The sequence below is a fragment of the Gracilibacillus ureilyticus genome (genome assembly GCF_900111195.1).
Taxonomy (GTDB): domain Bacteria; phylum Bacillota; class Bacilli; order Bacillales; family Amphibacillaceae; genus Gracilibacillus; species Gracilibacillus ureilyticus.
Genome location: NZ_FOGL01000021.1, coordinates 1 through 16,728, shown reverse-complemented (window position 1 = coordinate 16,728; position 16,728 = coordinate 1). Strand labels below are relative to the sequence as shown.

Genomic DNA, 16,728 nt, shown 5'->3' with positions numbered 1-16,728 from the left:
TATAAAACCGCTCAATAATCCAATGGATGCTTGGTATTTAGGGGGATGAAGCGGTAGACTTGTACAAAAACCTGTAAACGCTTCACTATATGTACGTACATTATAATTAATATTATAAATAACCTGTCAATAAGTTAATCGGGCTAGATTTTTTCCAGCGATCAGATCTCTAATAGAAAATATTACTGACAAGTAATCAGATATGTGTTATATAATAGTAGAAATATACTAATGAATGGAACCCGGGAATTAGGAGATTGAGTCGTATTTTGAAGGTTTACAGGGGATGGTGGCAGATAGCTTGGTAAAAGCAGAAAATTTTACTGTAGTTCCGTTACTAATTTGGTATACTGATTATTACAGTCATGGTTTTTATTACCTATGAAAAAGAAAGACAATTAATCAATTTAAGGCAGGGGGATTATATTGGCAAGTGAAAAAATATTAATAGTTGATGATGATGAGGATATTCGCAGATTGCTGGAACTGTATATGACATCGAACGGTTATCACATATTGCTGGCAGAAGACGGTATGGAGGCATTAACCATAGTAGAACAGGAGCTGCCTGATCTGATTATTTTAGATGTGATGATGCCAAAGCTGGATGGGTATGAACTGTGCCAGGAACTTAAAAAAATAACCGATATTCCGATTATCTTCCTAAGCTCTAAACAGGAGGACATGGATAAAATACTGGCACTTAGTGTTGGAGGGGATGACTTTATTGAGAAAGATACAAGCCCTCCATTAATTTTAGCCAAAATAAAAGCACATTTACGCAGATACCGGGATTTGTCCAACAGAACCAGGAAACAGGAAGCTTCCCGAAATGATTCTTCCCTCATTGAGTATCCAGGTTTAGAAATTAACATGGACAGTGCTGTCGTAAAACTGGAAAACCAGATATTGCGGTTATCTGCGAAGGAATTCCAGATATTATGCCTGTTAGCCCAGTACCCTGGGAAAATTTTTAGTGTTGAAAAATTATTTGAATTAATCTGGGATGAAAACAGTTTAGGAGATTATCGGACGGTCATGGTGCATATCAGCAACCTAAGGAAGAAGCTGGAAAAGAATAATAGTAACCTTAAGTATATTGAAACAGTACGCGGGATTGGTTATAAATTTAATCAGATAGAGAAAATGTGATACCTTGCAACCTATTTATCTTTATTTAATTTTCTATCAATTATAAAGTCTCTTACCTGTTGTTTTGATATGCCTTGTTTTTTGGCAATCATGAGAAGAATTAACCATTCTTTGTCTAATTTCTGTTCGTGACTGGAGTTTTGTTGCATAGCGTCTAACATACAGATCCTCCTTTACTCTTACAATAAACAGTATAAACAACAAAGTTAAAAAGGAGCTAAAGAGCAGTTAAAATTATTTTAAAATTTAGAATTTTTAGGGATGATTCAGATGAATAAATTATTTAATTACAATTTAACTGATAAAATGGTCATTTCTGATACATATGTGCTGTACAAGGCTGTTTCCCTGCATCAGAATCATAAAGTTTTGATAAAGACTCTAAACAGTCAGGCGAATCCGCAGTCAAAAGCTGAACTGGTCCATGAATACTACACATTAATCGAAAAAGAGCCTTACGGTGTCCTTCAGCCGGTAGCACTGGAGAAGGATAAGGAGCAGCCATATGTGATTATGGAGTTTTTTAAAGGAGAGCGTTTAACCGACTGGTTACAAAAAAATCATTCCTTTGATGTGAACTCCTTTTTGGAGATGGCAATAAAATTAACGACAATCCTTTTTTCGGTTCACCAGAAGAACATTATTCATAAGTCGATCCATCCGAATCACGTAATCTATGATGATAGTACAGGACAGATCAGATTAACAGGCTTTCATCAGTCAACAATGCTTGCGAATGAAATGCTGAAAGTGGATATAACGCCATACCATTTAGAAGAGATTCACTATATATCCCCGGAACAAACAGGCAGAATGAACCGGCCGATAGATTACCGGACAGATTTGTATTCTTTAGGTGTGTTGCTTTATGAAGTGGCAACAGGCCAGGTTCCATTTGTTGAGCGAAAGGATGCTGCTGAACTGATTCATGCCCACCTTGCGCAGACACCAAGGCCTCCACATGAGATAAACCCAACCATCCCACATATTATTTCCAACATCATTATGAAGCTGCTAGTTAAAATGCCGGAAAAACGTTACCAGAGTACAGAAGGTTTAAAGCGGGATTTAGAGAAATGTTTCCATGACTTTCACTCTCCCAGAGGGATGCAGCAGTTCTCACTTGGGGAGTTTGATGCACATCCAACATTAGAGAGACCCCATAAGCTTTATGGAAGAGAAAAAGAACAGAAACAGCTGTTGCAAAGCTTTGAAAAGGTGAAAGACGGCAAACCTTTGCTATTACTCATACCAGGTACATCTGGAAGCGGGAAAACAGCCCTTGTTCAAAAACTGCAAAAACCGCTTTTACACAAAAGAGGCTACTATATCTCAGGAAAGTTTGTGCAGTTTCAAAAACATATTCCTTATGCGCCGTTAATGGAGGCATTTCGTTCTTTAATCAGGCAAATACAGGCAGAGGACAGCCAGAGTATTGAAATTTGGAAGCAGAAGTTGAAACGATCTCTTGCGAATAATGCATGGATTATCGCCAATTTCCTGCCTGAAATAGAATGGTTAATTGGTAAGCAGGAAGATGGCCCGGATTTGCCACCAAGTGGTATTCACAACCGTTTCCGGTTAGCTGTAAGAAATTTCATTGATGTGTTCGCAGCAGAGGACCATCCACTCGTTTTATTTATTGATGATCTGCAGTGGGCCGACAGTGCAACCATTGATTTAATGAAGCATTTATTAGTAAACCCTGGTAAAAGAAACTTACTTGTTATCGGGGCTTACCGTGATAACGAAGTAGAGGTTGGCCATCCGTTCGAAATACTTTTAAAACAGTTAAAACAAGAGGATGTTATAATAGACCGCATACCGGTTCATCCTTTATCCAAAGCGGATATCAACCAATGGATCAGTGAGGTTCTCGGACTGGAAGCAGAAACGCTCGAACCTTTAGTGGAATTAATCTTTCGGATTACAAAAGGGAATCCTTTTTTCATCAATCAACTGCTGCAGCTGCTGTATCAGGAACAGATTATCCGCTTTGACTGGGGCAGGGCCATCTGGGAAATAAATCTGCAGGAATTGCCCCAGATTCCTGTCACAGATACGATGCTGGCATTTATTATGAAGCAAATTAATAAACTGCCTGAGCGGACAATACGACTTCTGCAAATCGCTGCATGTATTGGAAGCCAGTTTAATCTGACAATGTTAAAAACGATTACAGGCGAAAACTATGAAATTATAGCAAAACAGTTATGGGAGGGATTGGAGGAGGGGCTCATTTTGCCGATGGATACGAGTTATAAGTGGGTGTATCCAAATGAAAATGAGCTATTGCTTCAGAATTACCCGCCATCTTATTGTTTCTTGCATGATAAAATTCAACAGGCTTTTTATTCCTCCATGTCGATGGAAGAGCGGGAATTGACCCACTTAAAAATAGCCGAAGAATTGTTTCAGCATTACACGGATGAAGAAATTGAAGAAAATATTTTTGCCCTCGTCAACCATTTGAATATATGCCAATCAAGTCTGTCAGAAAAACAATTAAATGAATTAATTAAATGGAACTGTATCGCAGGTGGGAAAGCAAAAGGTGCGGCAGCCTTCCAGACCGCACTCACCTATTACGAGATGGCATTTAAATTATTACCTGAACGAAAATGGCAAACAAATTATGAAGAAGCATTTGAAATAATGGTTGGGTACGGAGAAACGTTATATTTGAACCAGCGTTTTGAAGAGGCGGAAAGTACATTGGAAGAGGCGTTGCAGCATGCCAGAACAGATCAGGAAAAACTTTATATTTACAATTTAAAAATAACTTTGTATGTCCATATCCATGAAGTACAGAAGGCAACAGAGTCAGGACTTGCTGGTGTCCGGTTATTTGGACTTGATATAAAAAGGAATCCGGGTAAGTTAACGGTAGGGAAAGAATATCTGCTGACAAAGCTTGCGCTGGGAAGGAAGCAAAGTGCCGATTTGTTAAAAATTGAGCCAGTAACTGACAGAGATCAGCACCAGGTGCTGCGAACATTGATTAACACGAATGCACCTACATATCATTTTAACCAGAATCTTGCCACAATTTTAATGCTGCGGGCATTACGGCAGACATTAAAGGTTGGTGACATGGATGTGTCTGCACTTGTTTACAACAATTATGCCTTAACTCTCAGTGCCGGTTTTGGTGATTATGAAGGAAGCTTCGAATTTGGAAAACTGGCAATGGAGCATGTGAAAAGGTCTGGTGACAGAGCATTACAGGCACGCGTGCTTTTCGTCTTCGGCAGCTTTGTCAACCACTGGAAAGAACATCTCAGCTATAATCTGGACTATCTGGAGCAATCGCAGCAATTGAGTATCGAGACAGGGAATTTGCACTTAGCCGGAGCGACAGGGGCTTTTATCGTACTCGCCCAGTATTTGAAAGGTGACCATCTCGAACAGGTTCAGGAAGGGATCGACCGCCAGTTAATGTTTGCAAGAAAGAATGAATATGCAATAACGAGTGATTATCTGGCAGAACTGTCTGAATGGATCTCTGTACTTACTGCACCAGATAAACAGCCTGCATGGGATTTTCCTGACTTTACTGATGATAAATCTGCTGCTATCATTCATAAAACTACCCGTTTACAGCTGGCATATCTGTTGAACAACCGTAATGTAGCACAGGTTTTAATAAAAGAACTAGAGCCGCTTGTTGATAACACCCTTGTATTAATTGTAGCACCTGAGTATTTCTTCTATCATTCGTTATGGTTAATAAAACTGATGGATGAAAGAATCATTACAAGAAAAAGCCAGTATAAAAAACTGAAAAAAAATCTTGCCAAGTTAAAAAAATGGGCCAAACATTCTCCTGCGAATTACCGCCATAAATATTTGATCGTTCAGGCAGAGTTGGTGAAGCTAAACAAAAAACACCAGCGAGCGGAATTTTTATATCATCAGGCAATAGAACTTGCGCAGGAAAATGGCTTTCTTCAGGATACCGCAGTTGCGAATTATTGTGCCGCCCAATTTTACCTTGCTAAAGGTCTTCCGCAAATTGCGAAATCCTATATGACAGAAGCTTATAACGGCTATGTAAACTGGGGTGCTGTGAACATTGCCAATCAGATAAAAGCGTCCCATCAGGATTTGCTGCTTACAACAAAAGACAGTTTCACTGTTGGTTTAACATCTGTTAACCAGCTTGATACGAAAGCTATCTTTGAGGCTGCCAGAATTATTTCAAGCGAGGTTGTGTTAGCTGATTTAATTGACCGCTTAATGGAAATTGTGCTCACATATGCGGGTGCAGAACATGCTTCCTTTTTACTGAATAAAGGGGGAAAGATCGAGTTAGTTTCCTATCATTATTACAATGGGGAAACAGTCCAGTCCGGCAATGCGGGGGATATACAGAGATTTTCCAGGCCTATTGTACATTATGTTGTGAACAGCAGGGAAGTGGTAGTGTTAGATAATGCGGCAGTACAAGGGAATTTTACCGAGGATAGGTATATTCAGGAGGCTTGTGCGAAATCGGTATTATGTCTTCCGATTATTTATCAGGATAAACTTGTTGCCGTATTGTATATGGAGAACAATCAATCCACACACATTTTTACACAGGAACGGCTGAGTATACTAACATTAATCACATCACAGGCAGCAGTCTCCATTGAAAATGCCTACCTTTACGCTGATTTAGAAGAAAAGGTAAGAAAGCGGACAAAACTTTTAAATGAAACAAATCAGGCACTGACTGATGTGAATCAGGAATTAACTAATTCGAAAGAAAAAATGAAGCATCTGTTATCAAATATTTCTCATGACCTGCAGTCGCCAATTGCCGTAGTCCAGGGATACTTGACGGCAATGCTTGATGGCGTTGTCTCTGATTCTGACAAACAGATAGAGTTTCTCCGAATCATTCAGAACAGGGTGAGCGGATTAGATCAGCTTATGAAAGATTTATTTGATCTCTCAAAGTTAGAAACAGGCAATATGAATTTTTCCATGGAAGCCATTCCTGTCGATCAGTTATACCGCCATTTCTGCAAAGTATTTTCGCTCGAAGTGGAGCAGGCTGGCCTCAAGTTCTCTCATCAGTTAAAGATAGATTCTGAAAACGAGTTTCCACTGATAGAAGTGGATGTAATGAGAATGGAACAGGTCATGGCTAATCTAGTCTCAAATGCTGTGAAACACACGGAGAGCGGCACAATTGAGCTTGTTCTGTCCATTTCTGATACGGAAGATGCCGTGTTCTCTATTAAAGATGAAGGGGATGGTATCGCGCGAGCAGATATCCCTTACGTTTTTGACAGATATTATACGAAAAGGGCAGCGGGCGGAAACGGATTAGGTCTCGCGATCAGCAAAGAAATCATTGCATGCCATAATGGCGAGATTTGGGTGGAGAGTACGGAGGGAGAGGGCAGTATCTTTGCTTTTTCTATTCCCATTGCTGATGAGACAGTGTATGATCAAGTAGAAGAAGAGAATGCAAGAATAGAAGTGTAAAGTCTAGCGGCGACGCTAGACTTTTTCAAACATGCAGAAAATTAGCGGATAGAGCGGAAGTTGCAAGAAGAGCAGCGGAAGTTGCAAGAAGAGCAGCGGAAGTTGCAAGAAGAGCAGCGGAAGTTGCAAGAAGGGAGCGGAAGTTGCAAGAAGAGCAGCGGAAGTTGCAAGAAGAGCAGCGGAAGTTGCAAGAAGGGAGCGGAAGTTGCAAGAAGGGAGCGGAAGTTGCAAGAAGAGCAGCAGAAGTTGCAAGAAGGGAGCGGTAGTTGCAAGAAGGGAGCAGAATCTGCAAACAGGCAAAATTTGTGCAATTATAAAATAATTATTAAATTTGATAGATGAGCAGAAAATTGCTTTACAATCGTAATTGTGAGAGGGGTAGTTACCATGGTTTCTATTTTACTCGTAGAAGATGATCTGGAGATTGCCCGGATATGCAGAGATCATCTTCTCCGTCAAGGTATTGCTGTAACGTGGGCGTCGACCGGAAAAGAGGGTTGGGAGGATTTTAATCAGGGGAGTTTTGATTTAGTGCTTGTTGATCTCATGCTTCCGGAAATGGACGGTTTTCAGCTATGTAAAAATATTCGGCTGAATAGCGACATTCCCTTACTGATTATTAGCGCAAAATTAGAAGATGAAGCAAAAATTAAAGGACTTGACCTGGGAGCGGATGACTACATTACGAAACCATTCAGCTTAGCCGAACTGATGGCAAGAATAAACTCCCATTTAAGAAGGTACCAGCGTTATCAGGGTATTGAACCGCAAAGCAGCGAGATAAAGTTTAATGATGGGTTGGTAATCAATGGTGAACAACGGCTCGTTTACGTTTATGAAAAAGAAATTCTATTAACATCAAAAGAATTTGCGATGCTTCAACTTTTTATACAGCATCCTAACAGAACTTTCTCCAAATCAGAATTATACGAGCATGTCTGGGGAGAAGTTGAGGGAATGGGCAACAACACCATCAATGTTCATATCAAAAGTCTCAGGACGAAGCTTGGTGAACAAATGAAGGAGCCGAAGTGGATTGAAACAATCTGGGGCACAGGCTACCGGTTTATTGGGGAGAAGATGGAATGAAAATAAGAACATGGTTGATGATCTCTTATTTGGTTGTTATGCTTCTGCCGCTTGTAGCCGCCTATGGATTTTTCATTCTTGTCCAGGAGTGGGACCAGTCAAAAAGGCTGGCAGACACGCTGGAAATATATGAGAAGATACAATCCATTGAACAAGCATTGGATAACCCGAAACTTTACCAGGTGCAGCCAAAAAGCGAAATTGAAGCAAAGCTGACGGAAGATGTCATATCACCTGATACGACAATCAAGCTTTACCGCTATGATGGCGTACGGGTTTACGATTCCAGTATGGATACAGTGACAATCGACCAAATCAGCCGCTCGCAAATTTTACAAGGTCTTTACCAGTACGACATGGAATTCGGAGCTTTTACAGTGAAAAAACCTGTATACCAGAATGATCAAATCCAGGGGGTCTATGAAATTAGTATTGACAGGTCTGAATGGGTGCATGGTGTCCAGCTTAGAAGAAACCTGATGATTATTGGATTTCTGTTCCTATTCATCCTTGTATATGCTGTAGTGATCTGGATGCTTCACAGGAAGCTGCACCGTCCGCTGAAGGAATTGATGGAAGGGATGTCCTTATTCGCATCTGGAAAGAAAATGATTGGTTTCCGTCACAAAAAGAAGGATGAAATCGGGCAGTTAATGCAGCATTTTACGCAAATGCAAGAGAAAATACAGGCAGCCCAGACAGCCGCAAAACAGGAACAAGAAGAAAAACAACTGATGATGGCATCTTTTTCCCATGATATAAAGACACCCCTAACCTCTCTTCAAGCATATGCAGAAGCATTACAGGATGAGCAAGGTTTATCAGAAAAGGAACGCAAAGAATATTTACAGATTATTAAAAATAAATCGAGTCATTTAAAAGGCATGATTGAAGATTTGACCATTTATGCCAAGCTTCAATCCACCCAGTATCATATGGAATTGATGACAGTAGATGCAGAGGAATTTTTTGATATGCTGTTTGAAGGTTATGACGAACTGGCAAGACAGAAACAGATCCATTTAGAAAAATGGAATCTGATCAGCGGTACGTGTCAAATGAATGACCGGCAGATGGTGCGTTATCTTGATAACCTGATGAGTAATGCATTAAGGTATACGCCGGAAGGTAAAGCAATCGGCCTGGCTGTTTTTGACAAACATCAGGAATTGCCAAGCTGGGTTTTTGAAGAAGTAAGGGAAGAACTGGATCAATTTAGAGCAGATCAGGCGGTTCTGGTTGTGCAAAATGAAGGTCCGGCAATTCAGGACACTGAATCGGTATTCACACCATTTTACCAAGGTGAAGAGGCAAGAACATCCTATCAGACCAAACATACAGGCCTCGGACTGAATATTGCGAGACGGATTGCGGAGAAGCATCATGGCGAAATGAAATTATGGTCTTTCGAAAATAAAGGAACAGTTATTGTAATGAAATTTCAAATAAAGGAAGGAAGAGAATAAAATGAAAAAATTATTTAGTATGATAGCAGTGTTAAGTATTGGTTTTCTTTTAGCAGCATGTTCGGAGGAAGAATTGGCACAATATTCTCCTGATCAGATTGTTGCAAAAGCAGTAGAGGAAAACGGCGCATTAGATGGTTATTATATGAAAGCCCAATTTGAGGTATTCCAGGGTGAGGAAAAAATTGATGATTCCATCATTGAACAATGGAATGACAACAAAAATGGCCGGACTAAGGTTGCTTCAGAAACAGCTAATGGTGAAAAATCGATGAGCGTAAATGATGGAGAAAAAGTTATTTTCTACTCCAGCTTACAAGATGAAGCATTTGAGATGGATTCACCGGAAATGGAAGGGCAGTTAGCTGGCCAGACACACCGCGAGCAAATGGATGAGGCTTTAAAACGTGTGAGAGAGACACATAATATTGAAATTATTGGGGAAGAAGAATTAAATGGTTTCAACACATATCATATCAAGGCAGTTCCTAAGAAGGAAGACGCTGCATTAGGGGAAGAGGAATACTGGATTACAACAGATCACTGGTTTATTGTGAAGAATATTTCAAAGACTGATGAATTAAGTATCACTTACACTGTGAATGAATTGAAGGTAAATCCTTCATTTGATGAGAATACGTTTGTGATGGATCTGCCGGAAGGTGTAGAAATTAAGCCACTGGATGAAACAGATCCTGCAGAAGAAGTTACATTAGCAGAAGCTGCTGAGATCTATGGTCAGCCGGTTCTGACAAGTAAAGACTATGACCTGGTAATGATCGATAAATTTGAAATGGAATCTTTTAACAGGACAGAAGTTAATCAGCAGTTTGAAAAAGATAGTATTGTTCAGTTTCTGTTAACATCGTTTGAATCACCGGAAGGCGAAGGTTTATCAGCAGGTATGGAAAGTGAAGAAGAGATCCAGGTAAGAGGAGTGGATGCCGTTTATATGGATGATGTGATTCAAAATTTAATTTGGGATGAGGATGGACTCCGTTACTCTCTGCTTGCTCAAAACGCTGATCTGACAAAAGAAGATTTAATTGAAATAGCAGAAAACCTGGAATTTGTGGAGGAATAAAATGAGAGGGATCTCCTTGCCGTTTTATTTTACAGATAAAAGAAGATTGAAAGAGTTTGTGAAAAAGCATAAGAAGGATGTTTATCAGTTATGTTTCCTAATCACCGGGGATGCCGGTGCTGCAGAAAAGATAGCGATGGATATCTTTACACAGCTTTATCGCGATTATCCCTCAAGGGAATGGAATCCGCAAGTGTTATATGAAAATGTCAAAAATTATGTGGGGAATTCCCTGCTTGTGAAAAGAGTTGAGGTGAGAGAAAGGAGTCATGATGCCATTATGATGCTCCCTGTTCATGACAGGTTAATTCTCGGATTAGCTTCTGTCAGTTCCCTCTCGATTGATGAAATAAGCTCTATTTTCCAAGTGTCCCGGCAGCATGTAACAAAGAGTTTATATCAAAGCAGAGAATTTTTATTAAAGCAAAATAAAAAACAGAGGCTAAAATTGTTAAGTTAAATAAAGAATGGCTATTCTGATGCCTGTCATTTCTGGTCAACCAGCAAACGACAGGCATTTTGTTTCCTCCTATCTTGCTAATTTCCTTACACAATAGCGGATCGATCTTCCCACGAAAAAAGATCCTGTAACAAGAATTGCTGCCACCGCTAATGATAATGGAATACTCAGTGCAGCCGGGAGATCCATTCCCTGCCAAAGACTCATTTTAATTTGCTCAAAGCCAAATGTCCTCAACAGGCCAGCAATGACAGAAATTAATGCACTAACCAGCAGCCCTGCATACAGAACGGCCAAAACAGGGATGCTGAGCAGGAACAGAAAACGAACAAGCATGTTACTAATAATCATCACACTAAATCCCTCCGGGTCAATTGATGAACATTGGCGTTGGGAGATATGGTGCAGCCTTTCGTATAGTAGAGTTTTTTAATGTCACAATTATCGCCAATTTCGACAAAATCGCCTTCTACAATATCTGCTTCTGTACATGTAAGTTTTATGTTCTCACCTTTTATATAATGACAAATCAGTCTCTTTTTAAAAAGCGATAAAGATTTCCGGTCTTTTTCAACCCTTGCCTCCTCTGTTATTAAACGGCTGATATGACTTTCACTTGCTAAGCGGAGCGAGAATTGTTTCACGTGAAATTTTTTCCCTTGTAACATACCAATGGCGTCAAGCTTATCCGCCTTTAGGGAATCACTGATAGAGAGCTTGCCGGCACTAGATAGATGATTAATCTCGGCAGAGCTCAGTTTCAGGTTTCCGGTATTCTCTGCTTTACTTGCCGTACAGTTCCCTTTCACTGTACATGAACCGGAATTCTGCAAAAGTTCTGTGATCACGTTGGAATGAAAAACACTGTGGCCATGTGTGGAGATTCTCTTCAGGTTTGCCTCATGGTGGAATGAAACGGAGCCGCGTATCTTAACCACATCATACGCTTCGGAAAGTTCGTGTATTGCACCACTGGTAAAAGTGATGCTGCGCAACGCATCCATCTTTGTCATTAGCTTTACCACCTTTGTTTAATTATTATATATTTCAATAATTGAAATATATAATAATTAAAATACAGGACCAACCCTTTTGTCAAGCATAAAAAAAGGATTTCATTAGATATGAAATCCTTAAAAAACGGTGCTCATTAATTGATTTACCTGTAATAATACTTTTTCAATCTCCTCCAATTTCCCTTGCGGAAACTTAAGAAAAAGCTCCTCCACCTTTTTTTCTCCAGAATCTGTTAACACCATTTTCACAACACGGCGATCTTCATTTTCCCTTACACGCTTTATATGACCCAACTTTTCCAATTTGTCACAAATCGAAGTAACCGCACCTGGGGTAACACTTAAAAACTCGGCAATTTGAGAAGCTTTCAATCCATTATTAATCTTCATCTGAATGAGAAGAATGAGCTGGGTCTGTGATAAAGATTCCCCTTCACATAATAAATCTGCAAATCTGCGGGACTTTTGCTGTATTTCCAGCATTCCGCGCATGATCACTTCTATATTGCTTTCCGCCATTTCATCACAACCTAAAATTGTTTAATTATAAATTAAGTATATAATGAATTGTGATTACTGCCAATTGGAAACAATCTTATTTCTTCTGACTAGCAATCAAGTGATAGGCAGTAATCCCTGATGCGACCGGAATCACTACTGCTACGCCGATACCGGCAGTCAATATCGTAATCATTTCATCACTGAACACTTTGGAATTAATGATCTCTCCTAAAGAATACGACAAATCCTTGAACCAGATGATCAAGCCCATATAGCCGCCAAAAAAAGCAAAAAATAAAGTGTTACTGCTTGTTCCAAGAATATCTCTGCCTATTCGTATCCCTGACATAAACAGTTCTTTTCTCGAAATACCAGGATTGTGCTGATGAATCTCTTTCATTGGTGAAGTGATCGAAATGGCTGTATCGACAATTGCCCCGATCGTACTCATAATAATGACTGAAGCAGCAACTTTTACAAAATCAATTCCGATATATACAGAAAAAATGGTTAAACCATCTGATTCCTCTTCACTGAATCCCTGGATCATTGATTTTTCAGTCATAATAAAGATAAATGTCAGCAATAATACGGTTGTCAAGATTGTTGCTAAAAATGCCATCTTTGTTTTGCTGTTGATTTCATTAATGTAAAAAAGGCTGATTGCACTGATAATCCCGCATGCAAGCAATGTGAGGAGAACAGGATCTGCATTAGGATCATTCATCATTAGGACAGTGATGATGACAACAACAAAATTTAAAAAAAGTGCGATAAATGATTTGATGCCTTTTTTCCCGCCAATCAATGCCATCAGGATAAACAGAATAACCGCTAATAAAACTAATACATTCATAGTCTCGCCTGCTTTCGTTTAATAAAGAATATAGCCATATACAATGTGATAGGAATTGTTAAGACAATCCCAATTCCGCCAGCCAATGCACGTGCCAATTCTACCGAGAGATTCATTGAAAGAGTAAATCCGAGCGGGGATTCATTCTTAAAATAAAGCAGTAATGCAGGGATCGTTCCGCTCACATATGCAAAAAACAAAATATTCGTCATTGTTCCCATAATGTCTTTGCCGATCTCAAGCCCCGACTTTTTCAGTGTGCTCAACTTTATTTGATGATTTTTTTCATATAATTCAAAAATAGAAGAAGCCATCGTTATCGCCACATCCATCACCGCGCCCAGTGACCCGATTAATAATCCGCCCATAAAAATAACTTGCGGGTGTCTGCTGAGAAAGGACATTTCTTCATAACGCAGTCCTTGTTCCCCTGTGACAAATAGGGCAAAATAAGCGATCGCAAGAGAAGTCAAGGTACCGAGCAATGTCGCAATGATGGCGGTAAATGTTTTCTGATTCCAGCCACTTGCCATTATTAGCGACAGAACAGTAAAAAGTATGATGCTAATGCCACAGATGATGAGCAGACTATTTTCTGGATTCTTGATATAAATATCCAGCGCAATGGATAAAATGACAGCATTGACTGCAAGGCTGACAACAGACAGTGCACCTTGCTTTTTACCGACCAGCAGTAAAATCAGGATAAATATCCAGGCAACGAAAATGACATATTTATCACGTTTTATATCCCCGACCGAGATCCCGTCATTCGCAAGAAAAAATTCCGTGCCTTTCTTCAGCTGGGAATGGATCGACTGTGATTCCGAATATTGATTCTCAAGCTCCATTGTCTCTCCTTTACTTTCACCATTCTGAATCACTGCGGTAATTTGCTGGTGAACCATCGTGTCTTTATTTTCGTATTCATCTATTATTTCAGTTCTGCTTGTTTCTGATGTATCCGTCACCTTCACGATTGTCCTGTCATAAAAATTATAATTATTGTTAACAAAAATCATGGAACCGATAAAACTGATAACAACAAGCAAATAGATTATATATTTTTTTATTTCCATTAAACCAACTCCAGCCATTTTTCTATGTAAAGTATAGAAGAGGAAGAGTGGATTGTCTATCAATTGGAGCGGGTTCTATTGACAGACGTTCACTTCTCCATTATGATAGTTAGGAATTGAATACCCGGTCGGGAGAGGTTCATAGCTGTAAACCCTCTATAAAAAACTATGGATACATGATGATAAGCCATGTCCATAAGGATGTGGTTTTTTTATTTTGTTGGCCTGGTTCTGTTTTGCTATGACCTCTATCGCGGGACGTTTCACTGCGAGGGGTCTTTTTCTTTGCAGCAAATTAAAAAAGAAAGAGGAGCTATTATATGTTACGTATACTTTTATATTTAATCTCAATTGTTACAGCAAATGTGGTGACAGCTGCCTTTATGCCACTGCAGTTCGGTGTTTTTATTATTCCGATGGGAACACTGTTTATTGGAGCGACCTTTATTTTCCGTGACCTTGTACAGAATAAGTATGGAAGAGCTAAAACTTACTTATTTATTTTTACCGCGTTAATTTTATCAGCAGTAGTGTCTTCCCTGCTTGGTGATACATTAATGATTGTCGCAGCATCTGCACTTTCATTTATTATTTCAGAAACAGCCGATACGGAAATCTATACAAGACTAAAACTGCCAATCGCATGGCGTGTCTTTTACAGCGGGGTTGCCGGCGGGTTTCTTGATTCTGTCGTATTTGTAATTATTGGACTCAGTCCGCTTGGAGCCGGAATGCTGCCATGGGAAGCAGTACCTGCAGCAATTTTTGGACAAATTATCGCAAAAACTATTATTCAAATGATTGGCGCACTTGTTCTGAATCAAGTATATATAGTGAAACAAAAACAAGTCGTTGCCCAGCAGTAAAAGGGAAGAGGAGCTATTTTCATGGGAAGATAGCTTCTTTTTTATGCAGGGAAGCGATGGCTAATTCTGAGTGTTTTGGGGAAAATGGGTGTGAGGCTGCATGACATCAGATAAGTCCAGCGATGTTTGCGGGAGTTTCCCTTTATGCTTATAATAGTCAAATAGAGAAGAAAGGGGTGTGAGAAAAAATGCGGGAACAATGGTCCTCAAGAATTGGCTTTATTATGGCTTCGGCAGGTGCTGCGATCGGACTCGGCGCGATATGGAAATTTCCATACGTGGCAGGGATGAACGGCGGTGCGGCATTTTTTCTAATTTTTATTATTTTTACGCTTGTGATCGGACTTGCTATGCTCATTTCCGAATTTATTATTGGCCGTGGTGCGAAGAAAGAAGCTATTACCGCCTACAGGACGCTGGCTCCGAACAGTCAATGGAAGCTTATCGGACAGCTTGGTGTGCTTGGCTGTTTCCTGCTGCTGTCTTTTTACAGTGTTGTTGGAGGCTGGGTATTTATTTACAGTATGATGTCCGTAACGGGACAGGTTATCAAAGAAGGAGCGGATTACCCGGCACTGTTTGGAAGTGTCACTTCGTCGCCTTTAATTACATTAATCGGTTTAGCTGTCTTTTTATTAATTAATGTTTTAGTCATATCACTCGGAATTAAAAACGGAATTGAAAAAGCGAATAAGTATATGATGCCATTATTATTTATTTTCTTTCTTATTCTTGTCGTTCGTTCCATTACATTAGATGGCGCAATGACGGGGATCTCCTTTTTTCTGAATCCGGATTTCTCCAAAATTACAGGGGAGGGCGTACTCTATGCCCTTGGACAATCCTTTTTTGCGTTAGCTGTCGGATTTTCCTGTATGGTAACCTACAGTTCGTATTTAGGAAAAAAAGTGAGCATTCCAGCATCAGCATCGTCTGTTGTTATGATGAATATTTTCGTATCGCTCTTGGCAGGTCTGGCAATCTTTCCGGCAGTCTTCGCTTTTGGAATGGAGCCGACAGAAGGCCCTGGTTTATTATTCATTATTCTGCCGACAGTTTTCGCACAAATTCCACTAGGGGAAGTATTCTTTAGTCTATTTTTACTGCTGTTCCTGTTCGCAACATTAACTTCTTCGTTTAGTTTATTGGAAATTATCGTATCGGCATTTACCGAGAGTGGAAAAAGATCAAGAAGGAAAGTGACCTGGATCTCAGGATTTGTCATGTTCATTGCAGGTATACCAGCGGCTCTGTCGATGAGTACATTAAGTGAATTTAAAATATACGGTCGGACCGTGTTTGATGCAACAGACTATTTAGTAAGTAATATGCTGTTGCCGCTCGGCAGTTTTTTAATTGCTATATTTATTATGCACCGGATGGATAAGGCACTGGTTGCAGAACAATTTCACCTGTCAAACAATATATCGCAGTTCTGGTATAAAAGCTGGAGATTTGTTATGACATGGATTGTGCCAGTTACGATCATTGTCGTGTATGTGAATTTATTAGGAATTTTCGGAAATTAGTTCAGTATAGATAGGGAAAGGCAATCTTTAATTGGTTGTCTTTTTTTTAGCGATATCGTTTCATCATCAGAAAAGAGCGAAAAAGCTGAATTGTGAAGAACAAACATGGTTTCATCATCAGAAAAGAGCGAAAAAGCTGAATTGTGAAGAAC

General features: G+C 39.7%; 15 protein-coding genes and 1 riboswitch. Of the genes, 9 read left to right on the top strand and 6 right to left on the bottom strand.

Annotated features, from left to right (window positions below; all coding sequences use genetic code 11):
* Positions 1 to 426: 426 nt before the first annotated feature.
* Positions 427 to 1,152: a response regulator transcription factor gene (locus BMW36_RS16970; protein WP_089743321.1), complete on the top strand. Its 726-nt coding sequence runs from the start codon at positions 427 to 429 to the stop codon at positions 1,150 to 1,152.
* A gap of 11 nt (positions 1,153 to 1,163) precedes the next feature.
* Here the strand turns inward: BMW36_RS16970 and BMW36_RS20210 are convergent, their stop codons facing one another.
* A complete protein-coding gene (locus tag BMW36_RS20210) occupies positions 1,164 to 1,313 on the bottom strand; it encodes an anti-repressor SinI family protein (protein WP_245711731.1) in 150 nt (49 codons plus the stop codon).
* A 109-nt stretch (positions 1,314 to 1,422) separates the two neighbouring features.
* Here BMW36_RS20210 and BMW36_RS16965 point away from each other — a divergent pair, with 109 nt between their 5' ends.
* The 6 genes from BMW36_RS16965 (at position 1,423) to BMW36_RS16940 (ending at position 10,729) form a co-directional block, all read left to right on the top strand.
* Complete coding sequence (locus BMW36_RS16965) at positions 1,423 to 6,630, top strand: AAA family ATPase (protein ID WP_175480510.1); 5,208 nt, start codon at positions 1,423 to 1,425, stop codon at positions 6,628 to 6,630.
* Between the two features lie 143 nt (positions 6,631 to 6,773).
* A complete protein-coding gene (locus BMW36_RS20765) occupies positions 6,774 to 6,896 on the top strand; it encodes a hypothetical protein (protein ID WP_281243069.1) in 123 nt (40 codons plus the stop codon).
* Between the two features lie 121 nt (positions 6,897 to 7,017).
* Positions 7,018 to 7,719 carry a response regulator transcription factor gene (locus tag BMW36_RS16955; protein WP_089743316.1) on the top strand — a complete coding sequence of 234 codons (702 nt, stop codon included), beginning with the start codon at positions 7,018 to 7,020 and terminating at the stop codon, positions 7,717 to 7,719.
* Positions 7,716 to 9,185 carry a sensor histidine kinase gene (locus BMW36_RS16950; RefSeq protein WP_089743314.1) on the top strand — a complete coding sequence of 490 codons (1,470 nt, stop codon included), beginning with the start codon at positions 7,716 to 7,718 and terminating at the stop codon, positions 9,183 to 9,185. The genes BMW36_RS16955 and BMW36_RS16950 overlap by 4 nt, the downstream gene beginning before the upstream one ends.
* A 1-nt stretch (position 9,186) precedes the next feature.
* Complete coding sequence (locus tag BMW36_RS16945) at positions 9,187 to 10,269, top strand: outer membrane lipoprotein-sorting protein (protein ID WP_089743312.1); 1,083 nt, start codon at positions 9,187 to 9,189, stop codon at positions 10,267 to 10,269.
* A 1-nt stretch (position 10,270) separates the two neighbouring features.
* A complete protein-coding gene (locus BMW36_RS16940; RefSeq protein ID WP_089743310.1) occupies positions 10,271 to 10,729 on the top strand; it encodes an RNA polymerase sigma factor in 459 nt (152 codons plus the stop codon).
* A 69-nt stretch (positions 10,730 to 10,798) separates the two neighbouring features.
* Here BMW36_RS16940 and BMW36_RS16935 read toward each other — a convergent pair whose 3' ends face one another.
* The 5 genes from BMW36_RS16935 to BMW36_RS16915 form a co-directional block, all read right to left on the bottom strand.
* Positions 10,799 to 11,080 (bottom strand): hypothetical protein, encoded by a 282-nt coding sequence (locus tag BMW36_RS16935; protein ID WP_089743308.1) that lies wholly within the window; start codon positions 11,078 to 11,080, stop codon positions 10,799 to 10,801.
* Complete coding sequence (locus tag BMW36_RS16930) at positions 11,080 to 11,742, bottom strand: hypothetical protein (protein ID WP_089743307.1); 663 nt, start codon at positions 11,740 to 11,742, stop codon at positions 11,080 to 11,082. Before BMW36_RS16930 ends, BMW36_RS16935 begins: the two co-directional genes overlap by 1 nt.
* Positions 11,743 to 11,862: 120 nt before the next feature.
* Complete coding sequence (locus tag BMW36_RS16925; RefSeq protein ID WP_089743305.1) at positions 11,863 to 12,264, bottom strand: MarR family winged helix-turn-helix transcriptional regulator; 402 nt, start codon at positions 12,262 to 12,264, stop codon at positions 11,863 to 11,865.
* A 76-nt stretch (positions 12,265 to 12,340) separates the two neighbouring features.
* Positions 12,341 to 13,102, bottom strand: coding sequence for a YibE/F family protein (locus BMW36_RS16920; protein WP_089743303.1), 762 nt, complete (start codon positions 13,100 to 13,102; stop codon positions 12,341 to 12,343).
* A complete protein-coding gene (locus BMW36_RS16915; protein ID WP_089743301.1) occupies positions 13,099 to 14,181 on the bottom strand; it encodes a YibE/F family protein in 1,083 nt (360 codons plus the stop codon). Before BMW36_RS16915 ends, BMW36_RS16920 begins: the two co-directional genes overlap by 4 nt.
* Before the next feature lie 128 nt (positions 14,182 to 14,309).
* Positions 14,310 to 14,357: riboswitch (PreQ1 riboswitch) on the top strand.
* A gap of 144 nt (positions 14,358 to 14,501) precedes the next feature.
* On the opposite strand from BMW36_RS16915, the gene BMW36_RS16910 reads away from it, so the two are divergent.
* Both BMW36_RS16910 and BMW36_RS16905 read left to right on the top strand, forming a co-directional pair.
* Positions 14,502 to 15,047 carry a VUT family protein gene (locus BMW36_RS16910; protein ID WP_089743299.1) on the top strand — a complete coding sequence of 182 codons (546 nt, stop codon included), beginning with the start codon at positions 14,502 to 14,504 and terminating at the stop codon, positions 15,045 to 15,047.
* A 188-nt stretch (positions 15,048 to 15,235) separates the two neighbouring features.
* Positions 15,236 to 16,576 (top strand): sodium-dependent transporter, encoded by a 1,341-nt coding sequence (locus BMW36_RS16905; RefSeq protein ID WP_089743297.1) that lies wholly within the window; start codon positions 15,236 to 15,238, stop codon positions 16,574 to 16,576.
* The last annotated feature ends 152 nt before the right edge of the window (positions 16,577 to 16,728 follow it).

Excerpts from the sequence above, each read along its gene's own strand:
- BMW36_RS16955 (WP_089743316.1), top strand. The coding sequence starts at position 7,018 with ATGGTTTCTATTTTACTCGTAGAAGATGATCTGGAGATTGCCCGGATA.
- BMW36_RS16915 (WP_089743301.1), bottom strand. The coding sequence starts at position 14,181 with ATGGAAATAAAAAAATATATAATCTATTTGCTTGTTGTTATCAGTTTT.
- BMW36_RS16925 (WP_089743305.1), bottom strand. The coding sequence starts at position 12,264 with ATGGCGGAAAGCAATATAGAAGTGATCATGCGCGGAATGCTGGAAATA.
- BMW36_RS16920 (WP_089743303.1), bottom strand. The coding sequence starts at position 13,102 with ATGAATGTATTAGTTTTATTAGCGGTTATTCTGTTTATCCTGATGGCA.
- BMW36_RS16905 (WP_089743297.1), top strand. The coding sequence starts at position 15,236 with ATGCGGGAACAATGGTCCTCAAGAATTGGCTTTATTATGGCTTCGGCA.
- BMW36_RS16945 (WP_089743312.1), top strand. The coding sequence starts at position 9,187 with ATGAAAAAATTATTTAGTATGATAGCAGTGTTAAGTATTGGTTTTCTT.
- BMW36_RS20210 (WP_245711731.1), bottom strand. The coding sequence starts at position 1,313 with ATGTTAGACGCTATGCAACAAAACTCCAGTCACGAACAGAAATTAGAC.
- BMW36_RS16950 (WP_089743314.1), top strand. The coding sequence starts at position 7,716 with ATGAAAATAAGAACATGGTTGATGATCTCTTATTTGGTTGTTATGCTT.
- BMW36_RS16930 (WP_089743307.1), bottom strand. The coding sequence starts at position 11,742 with ATGACAAAGATGGATGCGTTGCGCAGCATCACTTTTACCAGTGGTGCA.
- BMW36_RS16965 (WP_175480510.1), top strand. The coding sequence starts at position 1,423 with ATGAATAAATTATTTAATTACAATTTAACTGATAAAATGGTCATTTCT.
- BMW36_RS16910 (WP_089743299.1), top strand. The coding sequence starts at position 14,502 with ATGTTACGTATACTTTTATATTTAATCTCAATTGTTACAGCAAATGTG.
- BMW36_RS16940 (WP_089743310.1), top strand. The coding sequence starts at position 10,271 with ATGAGAGGGATCTCCTTGCCGTTTTATTTTACAGATAAAAGAAGATTG.
- BMW36_RS16935 (WP_089743308.1), bottom strand. The coding sequence starts at position 11,080 with ATGATTATTAGTAACATGCTTGTTCGTTTTCTGTTCCTGCTCAGCATC.